The organism is Polynucleobacter sp. GWA2_45_21, assembly GCF_001830325.1.
Lineage (GTDB): Bacteria > Pseudomonadota > Gammaproteobacteria > Burkholderiales > Burkholderiaceae > Polynucleobacter.
In genome coordinates this window covers 1-15,732 of the sequence record NZ_MHZG01000013.1, presented here as the reverse complement: position 1 = coordinate 15,732, position 15,732 = coordinate 1, and the positions used below count along the sequence as shown (strand labels likewise).

11 protein-coding genes, 1 tRNA gene and 1 pseudogene are annotated in these 15,732 nt (G+C 46.8%); all 13 read left to right on the top strand.

Going from position 1 to position 15,732, the window contains the following annotated elements:
* Nucleotides 1-73 (top strand): annotated as a pseudogene (locus A2X74_RS09535) (elongation factor Tu); the annotation flags it as partial.
* A 12-nt stretch (nt 74-85) separates the two neighbouring features.
* Nucleotides 86-161: transfer RNA gene (locus tag A2X74_RS09530), tRNA-Trp, on the top strand.
* A gap of 20 nt (nt 162-181) precedes the next feature.
* Entirely contained in the window at nt 182-559 is a 378-nt protein-coding gene (gene secE, locus A2X74_RS09525; RefSeq protein ID WP_299765476.1) for a preprotein translocase subunit SecE, read from the top strand.
* Between the two features lie 7 nt (nt 560-566).
* Nucleotides 567-1,142: a transcription termination/antitermination protein NusG gene (gene nusG, locus A2X74_RS09520; protein ID WP_215302342.1), complete on the top strand. Its 576-nt coding sequence runs from the start codon at nt 567-569 to the stop codon at nt 1,140-1,142.
* A gap of 155 nt (nt 1,143-1,297) precedes the next feature.
* Nucleotides 1,298-1,729 carry a 50S ribosomal protein L11 gene (rplK, locus tag A2X74_RS09515; RefSeq protein ID WP_011901890.1) on the top strand — a complete coding sequence of 144 codons (432 nt, stop codon included), beginning with the start codon at nt 1,298-1,300 and terminating at the stop codon, nt 1,727-1,729.
* Between the two features lie 2 nt (nt 1,730-1,731).
* A complete protein-coding gene (gene rplA / locus A2X74_RS09510) occupies nt 1,732-2,433 on the top strand; it encodes a 50S ribosomal protein L1 (RefSeq protein WP_299765468.1) in 702 nt (233 codons plus the stop codon).
* A 235-nt stretch (nt 2,434-2,668) separates the two neighbouring features.
* The gene (rplJ, locus tag A2X74_RS09505; protein ID WP_299765465.1) at nt 2,669-3,307 is read left to right on the top strand and encodes a 50S ribosomal protein L10; all 639 of its coding nucleotides are present in this window, start codon (nt 2,669-2,671) and stop codon (nt 3,305-3,307) included.
* Nucleotides 3,308-3,341: 34 nt separating this feature from the next.
* Nucleotides 3,342-3,716: a 50S ribosomal protein L7/L12 gene (gene rplL / locus A2X74_RS09500; protein WP_216213232.1), complete on the top strand. Its 375-nt coding sequence runs from the start codon at nt 3,342-3,344 to the stop codon at nt 3,714-3,716.
* 226 nt (nt 3,717-3,942) lie between these two features.
* Nucleotides 3,943-8,043, top strand: coding sequence for a DNA-directed RNA polymerase subunit beta (gene rpoB, locus A2X74_RS09495; RefSeq protein WP_299765447.1), 4,101 nt, complete (start codon nt 3,943-3,945; stop codon nt 8,041-8,043).
* A 1-nt stretch (nt 8,044) separates the two neighbouring features.
* Nucleotides 8,045-12,307, top strand: coding sequence for a DNA-directed RNA polymerase subunit beta' (rpoC, locus tag A2X74_RS09490; RefSeq protein WP_215303685.1), 4,263 nt, complete (start codon nt 8,045-8,047; stop codon nt 12,305-12,307).
* Nucleotides 12,308-12,483: 176 nt separating this feature from the next.
* The gene (rpsL, locus tag A2X74_RS09485) at nt 12,484-12,864 is read left to right on the top strand and encodes a 30S ribosomal protein S12 (RefSeq protein WP_041484791.1); all 381 of its coding nucleotides are present in this window, start codon (nt 12,484-12,486) and stop codon (nt 12,862-12,864) included.
* Nucleotides 12,865-13,014: 150 nt separating this feature from the next.
* A complete protein-coding gene (gene rpsG / locus A2X74_RS09480) occupies nt 13,015-13,485 on the top strand; it encodes a 30S ribosomal protein S7 (protein ID WP_015420229.1) in 471 nt (156 codons plus the stop codon).
* A gap of 27 nt (nt 13,486-13,512) precedes the next feature.
* Nucleotides 13,513-15,615, top strand: a complete 2,103-nt coding sequence (fusA, locus tag A2X74_RS09475; protein ID WP_215364753.1) for an elongation factor G — start codon at nt 13,513-13,515, stop codon at nt 15,613-15,615.
* Nucleotides 15,616-15,732: the final 117 nt, after the last annotated feature.

Genomic DNA, 15,732 nt, shown 5'->3' with positions numbered 1-15,732 from the left:
AGGTTTACGTTTTGCGATCCGTGAAGGTGGCCGTACTGTTGGCGCCGGCGTGGTTGCAAAGATTTTGGCTTAATAGTTTTAATAAAGGGGTGTAGCTCAATTGGCAGAGCGTTGGTCTCCAAAACCAAAGGTTGGGGGTTCGATGCCCTCCGCCCCTGCCACGATTTGAACTGAAAGTAATATGTCTCAACATACAGCAAGTCATACCGAAGAAAAAAGCAGCTGGGTCTCTGGACTCGCTGCTTTACTAGTCGTTGCAGCGTTGGTTCTTTACTACACGCTGGCCGATCAATCGATGTTGGTTCGTTTGGCTGTTTTGTTTGGCGGAATTGCTGTTGCAGTTTTGATTGTGGCGATGTCGGCAGATGGGCGTCGTTTTATCGCCTACGCAAAAGATTCTTGGTATGAAGTAAAAAAGGTTGTTTGGCCGACTCGTAAAGAGACGACTCAGATGACTCTAGTCGTATTTGGCTTTGTTGTGATCATGTCCCTGTTTTTGTGGATTGCAGACAAATTAATTGAATGGCTAGTTTTTTCAGTCTTCCTAGGCTGGAAGTGAGTAAAAAATGATTGATACTGAATTGGTCTCAAATAATCCACAAGCTACCGGTAATATGCGCTGGTACGTGATTCATGCATATTCAGGCATGGAAAAAAGCGTTAAAAGAGGTCTTGAGGAGCGTATTGCACGCTCTGGAATGCCAGAGAAATTTGGACGCATCTTAGTTCCATCTGAAGAAGTGGTAGAGATTAAGTCTGGCACTAAGTCAGTTTCTGAGCGCCGTTTCTTCCCTGGTTATGTATTAATTGAGATGGAAATGACCGACGAAAGCTGGCATTTGGTGAAAAATACGCCAAAAGTGACCGGTTTCGTTGGTGGGGTAAGAAACCGCCCAAGCCCGATTTCTACGGCTGAAGTGACCAAAATCATGGATCAAATGCAGGCTGGGGTTGATAAACCTAAGCCGAAGACCCTCTTTGAGGTGGGTGAGATGGTTCGCGTTAAAGAGGGTCCGTTTACAGACTTCAACGGAAACGTTGAGGAAGTGAACTACGAGAAGTCAAGATTGCGCGTTTCTGTTACAATTTTTGGCCGCGGTACCCCAGTTGAGCTGGAGTTCGGGCAAGTAGAAAAGATGTAAAAAACACCCAATTTAGGGGGTTTTTGTAGCAAAAGTAGTGGTTTTAAGTGGTTAGCAATAACCGAGGAGCGGATCTAGAAAGCCAAAAACTAGTGAAGCGTTTACTCAACAGCGGTCTTACCTAAAGAGGTTAGGCGCGCTTTTAGGAGCAATCAATGGCAAAGAAGATCATTGGCTTTATCAAGCTGCAGATTCCTGCAGGTAAAGCAAATCCATCACCACCCGTAGGTCCAGCATTGGGTCAGCGCGGTCTCAATATTATGGAATTCTGTAAGGCGTTTAATGCTCAAACTCAGAGCATGGAACCTGGCCTGCCAATTCCAGTCGTGATTACAGCGTTTGCTGATAAGAGCTTCACTTTCATCATGAAGACTCCTCCAGCAACCATCATGATTAAGAAGGCTGCGAAGATCGAAAAAGGATCACCGCGTCCTCATACCGATAAGGTAGGAAAAATTACACGTGCTCAAGCAGAAGAAATTGCTAAAGCAAAAATGCCAGATTTGACAGCTGCTGATATGGATGCTGCTGTAAGAACAATCGCTGGTAGCGCCCGTTCCATGGGCATCACAGTGGAAGGTCTCTAATCATGACTAAGTTATCTAAGCGTTTAAAAGCGATTGAATCTAAAGTAGATCGCAATAAGTTTTATGCATTGGAAGATGCATTGAACCTGGTTAAAGAATGTGCAACTGCAAAGTTCGATGAGTCTATCGACGTTGCAGTTCAGTTGGGTATTGATGCTAAGAAATCTGACCAAGTTGTGCGTGGCGCAGTTGTGCTCCCGGCTGGTACAGGTAAGCATGTTCGTGTAGCGGTATTTGCACAAGGCGAAAAGGCTGAACAAGCTAAAGCTGCTGGTGCTGAGATCGTTGGCATGGAAGACCTCGCTGACCAAATTAAGAGCGGCAAAATCGATTTCGATATTTTGATCGCATCTCCAGACACAATGAAGATTGTTGGTACTTTAGGTCAAGTATTGGGCCCACGTGGTTTGATGCCGAATCCAAAGGTTGGAACTGTTACTCCTGACGTTGCTACTGCAGTTAAGAATGCAAAAGCAGGTCAAGTGCAATTCCGTGTGGACAAAGCCGGTATCGTGCACGCAAGCATTGGCCGTCGCTCATTCGAGCCAGCCGCATTGAAATCAAACTTGCTCGCATTGCTTGAAGCTTTGAATAAGGCTAAGCCACCTGCATCTAAGGGTGTTTATTTAAAGAAGGTTGCCGTAAGTAGCACCATGGGTGCAGGCGTACGTGTAGACCAAGCATCGATACAGGCTGCTCAGTAATTAGCCTGTAGCAAAAAGAACTTTGGGTCGACTCCCGCTCTTTGAGTGAGGGTCGAACATCAAAGACCGTTGGTGAATTATTTGCTTACTCAGAACTAATTCTTAATCGTTACGAAAGTAATAGCCAGCGCAGATGGCGACCCTGAAAAGATTTCACAAGATTTCCTTGTGACAAATGATCAGACGCTGGTGTGTAACCCCAACTGGAAACAGTTGGTTTTTTAGGAGTTAAACCGTGCCTTTGAATGTACAAGACAAAAAAGCGATTGTTGCTGATGTCGGCGCTCAATTGGCTGGAGCTCAAACAGTCGTGCTCGCTGAATACCGTGGTATTCCAGTAGAGCAGTTGACAAAGCTACGTGCTAGCGCACGTGACCAAGGTGTATATCTTCGCGTTTTGAAGAACACATTGGCACGCCGTGCTGCACAAGGCACACAGTTTGAGCCTCTTGCTGATTCGATGGTTGGCCCCTTGATCTACGGCATCTCTGCTGATCCGATTGCTTCGGCAAAAGTATTGCAGAACTTTGCTAAGACTCAAGACAAGCTAGTCATTACTGCTGGCTTATATAACGGCAAATTGTTAGACGTTGCAGGCGTAAAAGCCCTCGCAACAATTCCAAGCCGCGACGAGTTGTTATCTCAGTTGTTAGGTGTGATGTTGGCACCAGTATCTGCGATGGCTCGCGTATTGGGCGCAGTAGCAGCGCAAAAATCAGCCGGAGCACCTGCTCCAGTTGCAGCACCTGCAGTTGAAGCAGCAGCCCCAGCAGAAGTAGTTGCTGAAGCCGCCGCTCCAGAAGCAGCTGCTGAGCCTGCAGCCGCAGCCCCAGAAGCTGGAACAGAAACACCGCAAACCCCTGCCGCTGAATAAGCGCAGATTAACTATTAAGTATTAGGAGCTAAAAATGGCGATTACCAAAGAAGAAATCATTGATGCAGTAGGTAGCATGTCCGTAATGGATTTGAACGACTTGGTTAAGGCGTTCGAAGAGAAGTTTGGCGTTTCAGCTGCAGCGATGGCTGTTGCTGGTCCTGCTGGTGGTGGCGCAGCTGCTGCTGGTGAAGAGCAAACAGAATTTACTGTTAACTTGCTCGAAGCTGGCGCAAACAAAGTTTCAGTAATTAAGGCTGTTCGTGAAATCACTGGCCTTGGCTTGAAAGAAGCTAAAGACTTAGTTGATGGCGCACCAAAGCCAATTAAAGAAGGCGTTGACAAGAAGACTGCTGAAGAAGCTAAGAAGAAGCTTGAAGAAGCTGGCGCTAAAGCAGAACTCAAGTAATACAAACTCAGTTAGCGCCCCTCAAAAAGGGGTGCTAGCCCTGTTGGGTTTGACCATTAGTGGTCAAACCCGATTTCATTTCTGATTGAAATCGGGTTTGCCTTCTGATACGACTGCAGAATGCAAGTTTGGTCGGACACTAGATCTTTCGATTTAGTGTTGTCCGCCAGTGATTGGTAGTGGCCAATCGCCAAATCTTTGTACAGTCGCTGAATTCGGAGATGAAATGAACTACAGCTTCACCGAACGCAAGCGAGTCCGTAAAAGCTTTGCTAAGCGAGTAAATAATCATCAGGTTCCATACCTGATCGCAACGCAGCTGGAATCCTACGCTAAATTTTTACAGGCTGATAAGCCGGCAATGTCTCGTCTTACAGAGGGACTTCAGGCTGCCTTTACATCAGCATTCCCAATTGTGTCCAACAATGGCTACGCACGTATGGAATACGTGTCATACCAGTTGTCACAGCCACCGTTTGACGTTAAAGAATGTCAACAACGTGGTTACACATACCACTCAGCCTTACGTGCAAAAGTTCGCTTGATTATTTATGATCGCGAAGCACCGACTAAGGTTAAAGAGGTAAAAGAGAGTGAAGTCTACATGGGTGAAATTCCACTCATGACTGACAACGGCTCTTTTGTGATCAACGGTACTGAGCGCGTTATCGTTTCTCAGTTGCACCGTTCCCCAGGCGTGTTCTTTGAGCACGATAAGGGCAAGACACATAGCTCAGGTAAGTTGCTGTTCTCAGCACGCATCATTCCTTACCGTGGTTCATGGCTTGATTTTGAGTTTGATCCAAAAGACATTCTGTATTTCCGCGTTGACCGTCGTCGTAAGATGCCCGTCACCATTTTGCTCAAAGCAATTGGTTTAAACAACGAACAGATTCTTGCAAACTTCTTTAACTTTGATCATTTTGCATTGAGCGCAAATGGCGCATCAATGGAATTTGTTCCAGAGCGTTTGCGTGGTCAGTTAGCCAGCTTTGATGTGCTTGATAAGAATGGCGTTGTTGTCATTCAAAAAGACAAGCGTATCAATGCAAAACATATTCGTGAACTCGAAGCTGCTAAGACTAAAAACATCGTTGTTCCAGATGACTACTTAGTTGGTCGCGTAGTTGCACGCAACATTATCGATCCAGACTCTGGTGAAATCTTGGCTTACGCTAATGATGAAATCACCGAAGAGTTGTTGGCTACATTGCGCGATGCAGGCATCAAGCAATTGGAAACCATCTACACCAATGATTTGGATTCTGGTGCGTACATTTCTCAGACATTGCGTACAGATGAAACTGCAGATCAAATGGCTGCTCGTATTGCCATCTATCGCATGATGCGTCCTGGTGAGCCCCCAACAGAAGATGCTGTTGAAGCCTTGTTCCAGCGCTTGTTCTACAACGAAGATAGTTACGATTTATCTCGCGTTGGTCGTATGAAAGTTAACAGCCGTCTCGGTCGTTCAGAGATGGAAGGCCCGATGGTCTTGTCGAACGAAGATATTCTCGACACCATTAAGTCTTTGGTTGATCTGCGTAACGGCAAAGGCGAAGTCGATGATATCGATCACTTAGGTAATCGTCGTGTACGTTGTGTAGGTGAGTTGGCAGAGAATCAATTCCGTGCAGGTTTGTCACGTGTTGAGCGTGCAGTTAAGGAACGTCTCGGCCAAGCCGAAACAGAAAACCTCATGCCGCATGATTTGATTAACAGCAAACCAATCTCTTCAGCGATTCGTGAGTTCTTCGGTTCCTCACAGTTGTCCCAGTTTATGGACCAAACAAACCCATTGTCAGAGATCACGCACAAGCGTCGTATTTCTGCATTGGGACCTGGTGGTTTGACACGTGAGCGCGCAGGCTTCGAAGTTCGTGACGTGCATCCAACCCACTACGGACGTGTTTGCCCAATTGAAACTCCAGAAGGACCAAACATTGGTCTGATCAATTCACTCGCGTTGTTTGCGCGTTTAAATGAGCATGGTTTCTTAGAGACTCCATATCGTAAAGTTTCCAATAGCAAAGTAAGCGACGAAGTTGTTTACCTATCCGCTATTGAAGAAGCGAAATACGTGATTGCTCAGGCAAACGCAACGATCGACAAGAGCGGTAAGTTGGCCGATGAATTGGTTTCAGCGCGTCAAGCTGGCGAGACCATGATGGTTAGCCCAGAGCGCATCGATTTCATTGACGTTGCTCCTAGCCAGATCGTTTCTGCTGCTGCTTCATTGGTTCCATTCTTGGAGCATGATGATGCGAACCGTGCATTGATGGGTGCGAATATGCAACGTCAAGCGGTTCCTTGCTTGCGTCCAGATAAGCCATTAGTTGGCACTGGTTTAGAGCGCATTGTTGCGGTTGACTCGGGCACAGTTATTTTGGCTTCTCGCGGCGGTATCGTTGACTACGTTGATGCAAACCGTGTGGTGATTCGTGTAAACGATGACGAGACAGCGGCTGGTGAAGTTGGTGTGGATATTTATAACCTCATCAAGTACACCCGTTCAAACCAAAACACCAACATCAACCAACGTCCAATCGTTCAGGCTGGTGATCGTGTAGCCCGTGGCGACGTAGTTGCTGACGGTGCATCTACCGACTTAGGTGAGTTGGCTTTGGGTCAAAACATGACTGTGGCATTTATGCCATGGAACGGTTACAACTTCGAAGATTCAATCTTGATCTCTGAGAAGGTTGTTGCTGATGACCGTTACACCTCTATTCATATTGAAGAGTTGTCGGTTGTTGCTCGTGATACCAAGCTTGGTTCAGAAGAAATTACACGCGATATCTCGAACTTGGCTGAGTCACAACTCTCCCGTTTGGATGAGAGCGGTATTGTTTACATCGGTGCTGAAGTTGAAGCTGGTGACGTACTGGTTGGTAAAGTTACTCCGAAGGGTGAGACTACTCTCACTCCAGAAGAGAAGTTACTGCGTGCGATCTTCGGTGAGAAAGCATCTGATGTTAAAGATACTTCTTTGCGCGTTCCATCTGGAATGATTGGTACTGTTATTGATGTTCAAGTCTTCACTCGTGAAGGTATTGAGCGCGATGCCCGTGCACAGTCAATTATTCAAGAAGAATTACAGCGCTATCGTTTGGACTTAAACGACCAGTTGCGTATTGTTGAAGGCGATGCCTTCATGCGTTTAGAAAAACTGTTGATTGGCAAAGTTGCTAACGGCGGCCCTAAGAAATTAGCTAAAGGCACTAAGATCGACAAGGAATATCTTGCTGACTTAGACAAATACCATTGGTTTGATGTTCGTCCAGCAGATGATGAAGTTGCTACACAAGTTGAAGCAATCAAATCTTCTATCGAAGCGAAGCGTAAGCAATTTGATGAGGCTTTTGAAGAGAAGCGCACCAAGCTTACCCAAGGCGATGATTTGCAGCCTGGCGTAACGAAGATGGTTAAGGTGTACTTGGCAGTTAAGCGTCGCTTACAGCCTGGTGACAAGATGGCCGGTCGTCACGGTAACAAAGGTGTGGTTTCTAAAATCGCCCCAGCAGAAGATATGCCATTTATGGCTGACGGACGCCCTGTTGACATCGTCTTGAACCCATTGGGTGTTCCTTCCCGTATGAACGTAGGTCAGATCTTGGAAACCCACTTAGGTTGGGCCGCTCAAGGTATTGGTAAGCGTATTGATGAGATGGTTCGTCAACAAGCTAAACAAGCTGAACTCCGTAAGTTCATGAAGCAGCTTTACAACGAAACCGGTCGTATCGAAGATATCGATAACTTCACTGATGAACAGATTACTGTTTTGGCTGAGAATTTACGCCAAGGCTTGCCATTTGCAACTCCAGTGTTTGACGGTGCTACAGAAGCAGAAATCGGACGCATGCTCGAGTTGGCTTATCCAGAAGAAGTGGCTACTTCTTTGAAGATGACTCCTTCACGTCAGCAAATGATTTTGTGCGACGGCCGTACTGGCGATCAGTTTGAGCGTCCAGTAACTGTTGGCGTAATGCACGTTTTGAAACTCCACCATTTGGTCGATGACAAGATGCATGCACGTTCAACCGGACCTTACTCCTTAGTAACGCAACAGCCACTGGGCGGTAAAGCTCAGTTTGGTGGTCAGCGCTTTGGTGAGATGGAAGTTTGGGCCCTCGAAGCATACGGTGCTTCATATGTCTTGCAGGAAATGCTGACAGTGAAGTCCGATGACGTCGCAGGCCGTACCAAGGTTTACGAAAACATCGTCAAGGGCGAGCACACAATTGATGCTGGCATGCCCGAATCCTTCAACGTGCTGGTAAAAGAAATCCGCTCGTTGGGTATTGACATTGACATGGAGCGCAACTGATATGAAAGCATTGCTCGATTTATTTAAGCAAACGCAGGGTGATGAGCAGTTTGATGTCATCAAGATTGGTCTTGCATCCCCTGAGAAAATTCGCTCATGGTCTTTTGGTGAAGTACGCAAACCAGAAACCATCAACTACCGGACTTTTAAGCCCGAGCGTGATGGTTTGTTCTGCGCCAAGATTTTTGGACCAACCAAAGACTACGAGTGCTTATGCGGTAAGTACAAGCGCTTAAAGTTCCGTGGCGTTATCTGTGAGAAGTGCGGCGTTGAAGTTACGCTTGCTAAGGTACGTCGTGAGCGCATGGGCCACATTGAGTTGGCAGCCCCTGTAGCGCACATCTGGTTCTTGAAGTCATTGCCGTCCCGTTTGGGTATGGTTCTCGATATGACATTGCGTGATATCGAGCGCGTTCTTTACTTTGAAGCATATGTCGTTGTTGATCCTGGTATGACTCCTGAAGGCGCAATGAAGCGTGGTCAGATCATGTCTGAGGATGAGTACATTGCCAAGACTGAAGAGTATGGTGACGGTGCATTTACTGCCATCATGGGCGCTGAAGGTATTCGTGATCTCTTACGTTCGATTGATATCGATCGCGAAGTTGAGACTATTCGTGCTGACTTGAAAGCTACTGGTAGCGATGCCAAGATCAAGAAATACGCTAAGCGCTTAAAAGTGCTCGAGGCGTTCCAGACTTCAGGTATTAAGCCTGACTGGATGATCATGGAAGTATTGCCAGTATTGCCACCTGAATTGCGCCCATTGGTGCCATTGGATGGCGGTCGCTTTGCTACTTCAGATTTGAACGACCTCTATCGTCGCGTGATTAACCGTAACAACCGTCTCAAGCGTTTGTTAGAGTTGCGTGCACCAGAGATCATCGTTCGTAACGAAAAACGTATGTTGCAAGAAGCGGTTGACTCATTGCTCGATAACGGTCGTCGCGGTAAGGCTATGACTGGCGCCAACAAGCGTCCTCTCAAGTCCTTAGCTGAGATGATTAAAGGTAAGAGCGGTCGTTTCCGTCAAAACTTGCTGGGTAAACGCGTTGACTACTCAGGTCGTTCTGTCATCGTGGTTGGCCCAACATTGAAATTGCATCAGTGCGGCTTACCAAAATTGATGGCCTTGGAATTGTTCAAGCCATTTATTTTCAACAAGCTCGAGACTTTGGGAATTGCAACCACTATTAAGGCTGCGAAGAAAGAAGTTGAAAGTCAGACTCCAATCGTTTGGGACATTCTCGAAGAAGTGATTCGTGAACATCCAATCATGTTGAACCGTGCGCCTACATTGCACCGTCTCGGTATTCAGGCTTTCGAGCCAATGCTGATTGAAGGCAAAGCGATCCAATTGCACCCATTAGTCTGCGCGGCATTTAACGCCGACTTTGACGGTGACCAAATGGCTGTTCACGTTCCTTTGTCGCTCGAAGCGCAAATGGAAGCACGTACATTGATGTTGGCCTCGAACAACGTATTGTTCCCAGCTAACGGCGAGCCATCTATCGTTCCTTCGCAGGACGTGGTGTTGGGTCTGTACTACGCTACTCGTGACAAGATCAACGGTAAAGGCGAAGGCATGGTCTTCGCTAATATCACTGAAGTAATTCGTGCATACGAGGCTGGCCAGGTTGAATTGGCTTCCCGCGTTGCTGTGCGTATTACTGAGTTTGAGATTGTGGACAAAAAGGCAGAGGGCGATGCCCGTTTTGCTGAAAAGACCAAGATCTATCAAACTTCAGTTGGCCGTGCAATTTTGTCGGAAATTTTGCCTAAAGGCATGTCTTTCGAGGAAATCAATAAGCCTCTGAAGAAAAAAGAAATCTCACGTTTGATCAACACTTCATTCCGTAAGTGCGGTCTTCGTGAAACAGTTATTTTTGCTGACCGCCTCTTGCAGTCTGGTTTCCGCTTGGCGACTAACGCCGGTATCTCGGTTGCAATCGACGATATGCTGATTCCAAGCTCTAAAGAGCGCATCATCACTGAAGCTTCTACCAAGGTTAAAGAGTATGACAAGCAGTTCATGTCAGGCCTTGTAACCAATCAAGAGCGTTATAACAACGTGGTTGATATTTGGGGTGCCGCTGGTGACCAAGTTGGTAAAGCGATGATGGATGAGTTGTCACACGTTGACGTACTCGACCGCAACGGTAAAACTGTGCGTCAAGAATCTTTCAACTCCATCTACATGATGGCGGATTCTGGTGCGCGTGGATCTGCAGCGCAGATTCGTCAGTTGGCTGGTATGCGTGGTTTGATGGCGAAGCCTGATGGCTCCATTATTGAAACCCCAATTACTGCGAACTTCCGTGAAGGTTTGAACGTGTTGCAGTACTTCATCTCTACTCACGGTGCTCGTAAAGGTCTGGCTGATACAGCATTGAAGACAGCGAACTCTGGTTACTTGACACGTCGTTTATGCGACGTAACTCAAGACCTCGTGGTTATTGAAGAAGATTGCGGCGCAACTTCTGGCGTAACGATGAAAGCGCTTGTTGAAGGTGGTGAAATTATCGAAGCATTGCGTGACCGTATTTTGGGTCGTGTATGTATCGGTGACATCGTTCACCCTGACACACAAGAAGTCATTGTTCCTAACGACACATTGCTCGACGAAGATCATGTTGATCAAATCGTTGCCTTGGGTATCGACGAAGTTAAAGTTCGCACAGTGTTGTCATGCTTAACTCGCTTTGGATTGTGCGCTAAGTGCTACGGCCGTGATTTAGGTCGCGGTGGCTTGGTGAACGTTGGTGAGGCGGTTGGTGTTATCGCTGCTCAGTCCATCGGTGAGCCAGGCACACAGTTGACTATGCGTACCTTCCACATTGGTGGTGCGGCGTCACGTGCATTGGTTGCAAGCAATATTGAAGCGAAGTCTAACGGTACTCTGAAGTTCTCTGGCACGATGCGTGTTGTGAAGAATGCGAAGGGTGAGCAGATCGTGATTTCACGTTCAGGCGAAGCTGTGATCATTGACGATAACGGTCGTGAGCGCGAGCGTCATAAAGTGCCTTACGGTGCAACTCTTTTGTTGAAAGAAGATGCAGCAGTTAAGGCTGGCGCAAGCTTAGCAACCTGGGACCCATTAACACGTCCGATTATTTCTGAGTACGCTGGTATTGCTCGCTTCGACAACGTAGAAGAAGGCGTTACTGTAGCTAAGCAGGTTGACGAAGTAACCGGCCTCTCCACTTTGGTGGTGATTGACGGTAAGCGTCGTAGTGCTGCTAGCAAAGGCGTTCGTCCAATGATCAACTTAGTTGATGACAAGGGCGGCGAAGTGATGATTGCGGGTACGGATCACCCAGTTAACATCGGTTTGCAAGTTGGCGCTTTGATCACTGTTAAAGATGGTCAAAAAGTTGAAGTTGGTGAAGTATTGGCACGTATTCCAATCGAATCACAGAAGACTCGCGACATTACCGGTGGTTTGCCACGCGTTGCTGAATTGTTCGAAGCACGTTCACCAAAAGATGCTGCTGTATTGGCTAAAGTCACTGGAACGGTTTCCTTCGGTAAAGAAACCAAAGGTAAGCAGCGTTTAGTGATTACCGATATGGATGGCGAAGCTAATGAATTCTTGATTCCTAAAGAGAAACAAGTTCTCGTTCATGACGGTCAAGTTGTGAACAAGGGCGAGATGATTGTGGAAGGCCCTGCCGATCCGCATGACATCTTGACACTCCGAGGTATTGAAGAGTTGGCGATCTACATCGTGGACGAAGTTCAAGATGTTTACCGTTTGCAAGGCGTGAAGATTAATGACAAGCACATTGAAGTCATCGTGCGTCAAATGTTGCGTCGTGTGCAAATCACTGATGGTGGCGATACTGCCTACATCACTGGTGAGCAAGTTGAGCGTTCTAAGTTGTATGACGCAAACGATGCTGTGATTGCACAAGGTAAGCGCCCAGCTCAGTTCGAGAACGTGTTGCTTGGTATTACTAAGGCATCCTTGTCGACAGACAGCTTCATTTCAGCGGCTTCTTTCCAAGAAACCACCCGTGTATTGACCGAAGCTGCAATTATGGGCAAGACCGATACACTCCGTGGCCTCAAGGAAAACGTCATTATTGGTCGCCTGATCCCTGCTGGTACCGGCTTGTCTTACCGCCGTGCACGCAAGGTCAGAGAGCAATTCGAGCGTGATCGCGCTCAAATGATTGCCGCCGAAGAGGAAGCAATGGCTGATATGCCTGTAGAAATAGAGGCTGAAGTGATTGCTCCTGCTGGGGAGGCTGATCCAAGCTAATTTGGTATTCCTGGCCAGAAATGGCCAGTTTTTTCCCTCGAGGTTGACGGAAAGGGCTGGCCAGGCTAGAATGCTGAGTTCTACTGATTCAGAAGAGGGTCGTTTTGACCTAGGATTTCTCTAAGTCATTGATTTTCTTGAAGAAAGCAACAAAGAAGTACTAACCGAGCTATTTTATGCCAACAATTAATCAATTATTACGTAAGCCAAGAACCCGGCTGACCGTTAAAAGCAAGAGCCCTGCGCTGCAAAACAGCCCGCAGCGCCGTGGTGTATGTACACGTGTATACACAACCACTCCTAAAAAGCCTAACTCTGCGCTACGTAAAGTAGCTAAAGTTCGCTTAACCAATGGTTTTGAAGTGATTTCATACATTGGTGGTGAAGGCCATAACCTCCAGGAACACTCAGTAGTGTTGATCCGTGGTGGTCGTGTAAAGGATTTGCCAGGTGTTCGTTACCACATCGTTCGTGGCTCACTTGACTTGCAGGGTGTTAAAGACCGTAAGCAGTCACGTTCCAAGTACGGTGCTAAGCGCGCCAAGAAAGCTGCTTAATAGCAACTTACAGTATTTGCAGTAAGTCTTCGTTTGTCAGACTTTAAAGACAAGTAAGTGGCCGTTCCGTCTAGAGATTTCTTTAGATAGTAGGACGGCCGGAGCGGGTGATCCATGTGGGCCACCCCTAACTGAACTGAAGGAGTAGTTATGCCACGTCGTCGTGAAGTTCCCAAACGGGAAATCCTGCCTGATCCAAAATTCGGCAATGTAGAAGTAGCAAAATTCATGAACGTCCTCATGTTGGACGGCAAGAAATCGGTTGCAGAGCGTATCGTTTATGGTGCCTTTGACCACATCGAGAAAAAAGCAAACAAAGAACCACTTGAAGTTTTCTCAACAGCTATGGGCAACGTTAAGCCAATGGTTGAGGTGAAGAGCCGTCGTGTTGGTGGCGCCAACTACCAGGTTCCTGTTGAAGTTCGCCCATCACGCCGTTCCGCTTTGGCAATGCGCTGGGTGCGCGAAGCCGCTAAAAAGCGCGGTGAAAAATCTATGGCTCAACGTTTGGCCAACGAATTATTAGAAGCTGCAGAAGGTCGCGGCGGAGCAATGAAGAAGCGTGAAGAAGTTCACCGTATGGCAGAAGCTAACAAAGCTTTCTCACATTTCCGCTTCTAATCGCACAGCAAAGAAAAGGTACCAACAGTGGCACGTAAAACCCCTATCGACAAATACCGCAATATCGGTATTTCTGCGCACATTGACGCAGGTAAGACAACAACAACAGAACGCGTTTTGTTCTACACCGGTGTTAATCACAAAATCGGTGAAGTGCATGATGGCGCTGCAACCATGGACTGGATGGAGCAAGAGCAAGAGCGTGGTATCACGATTACTTCTGCTGCTACTACAACGTTCTGGAAGGGCATGGCTGGTAATTTCCCAGAGCACCGTATCAACATTATTGATACCCCAGGACACGTAGACTTTACTATTGAAGTTGAGCGTTCAATGCGCGTTTTGGATGGCGCTTGCATGGTTTACTGTGCAGTAGGTGGCGTACAGCCACAATCTGAAACTGTTTGGCGCCAAGCTAACAAGTACCAAGTTCCACGTTTAGCATTCGTAAACAAGATGGACCGTACTGGTGCGAACTTCTTCAAGGTCTATGACCAAATGAAGATGCGTCTCAAAGCAAATCCTATCTTGATCCAGATTCCAATCGGCGCTGAAGAAAACTTCAAAGGTGTTGTGGACTTGGTAAAGATGAAGGCCATCTATTGGGATGAGGCTTCACAAGGCACTAAATTTACATACGAAGATATCCCTGCTGAATTGCAAGCATCTGCTGAAGAGTGGCGCGAGAAAATGCTCGAAGCTGCTGCAGAGAGTTCAGAAGAGTTGATGGAAAAGTATCTCGGCGGCGAAGGCTTGACCGAAGAAGAAATCAAGGCAGCATTACGTCAACGTACTATCGCCAATGAAATCGTTCCAATGTTGTGCGGAACAGCTTTCAAAAACAAAGGTGTTCAGGCGATGTTGGATGCGGTTGTTGAATTGTTGCCTTCACCATTAGACGTTCCACCAGTTCCATGTGAATTGGAAGATGGCACACCAACAACACGTGAAGCTTCTGACAATGCGAAGTTTTCAGCATTGGCATTTAAGATCATGACTGACCCATTTGTTGGCCAGCTCATCTTCTTCCGTGTTTACTCAGGTGTAATGAAATCTGGCGACACAATCTACAACCCAATCAAGGGTAAGAAAGAGCGTGTTGGACGTTTGTTGCAAATGCATGCAAACGAACGTGAAGAAATTAAAGAAGTATTCGCTGGCGATATCGCAGCTGCAGTTGGTCTGAAAGACGCAACTACAGGCGAAACATTGTGCGATCCAGATAGCATCGTTATTTTGGAGCGCATGGTATTCCCAGAGCCAGTGATCTCTCAAGCTGTAGAGCCAAAGACAAAAGCTGACCAAGAAAAAATGGGTCTTGCTTTGAATCGCTTGGCACAAGAAGATCCTTCTTTCCGTGTCAAAACAGATGAAGAATCTGGCCAAACAATTATTTCCGGTATGGGCGAGCTCCACTTGGAAATTTTGGTTGACCGTATGAAGCGTGAATTCGGTGTAGAAGCAACTGTTGGTAAGCCACAAGTTGCCTACCGTGAAACGATTCGTAAGGTTTGCGAAGAGATCGAAGGTAAATTCGTTAAGCAGTCTGGTGGTCGTGGTCAATACGGTCATGTGGTATTGAAGTTAGAGCCACAAGCCCCAGGCAAAGGTTTTGAATTCGTTGACGCTATTAAGGGCGGTGTAGTTCCACGTGAATACATCCCTGCAGTAGAAAAAGGAATTATCGAAACATTGAACTCCGGTATTTTGGCTGGCTATCCAGTTGTAGATATCAAAGCAACATTGTTCTTCGGTTCATACCATGACGTTGACTCCAACGAAAACGCATTTAAGATGGCGGGCTCGATGGCATTCAAAGACGGTATGCGCAAAGCAGCACCAGTGTTGCTAGAACCAATGATGGCTGTTGAAGTTGAAACACCAGAAGATTTCATGGGTAACGTAATGGGTGACCTCTCATCACGTCGCGGTATTTTGCAAGGTATGGATGACATTCCAGGGGGCGGCAAGATCGTTCGCGCTGAAGTGCCATTGGCAGAGATGTTTGGTTACTCAACTGGCTTGCGCTCGTTGACCCAAGGTCGCGCTACCTACACCATGGAATTTAAGCATTATTCCGAAGCACCTAAGAACGTTGCTGAAGCAGTTATGGCTGCTAAAGCGAAGTAATTTATCCACATTATTTTGAATATTGACTAGCTAAGAAGGCAGACAAAAAAATGGCAAAAGAAAAGTTTGAGCGGACAAAACCGCACGTAAACGTTGGCACAATCGGTCACGTTGACC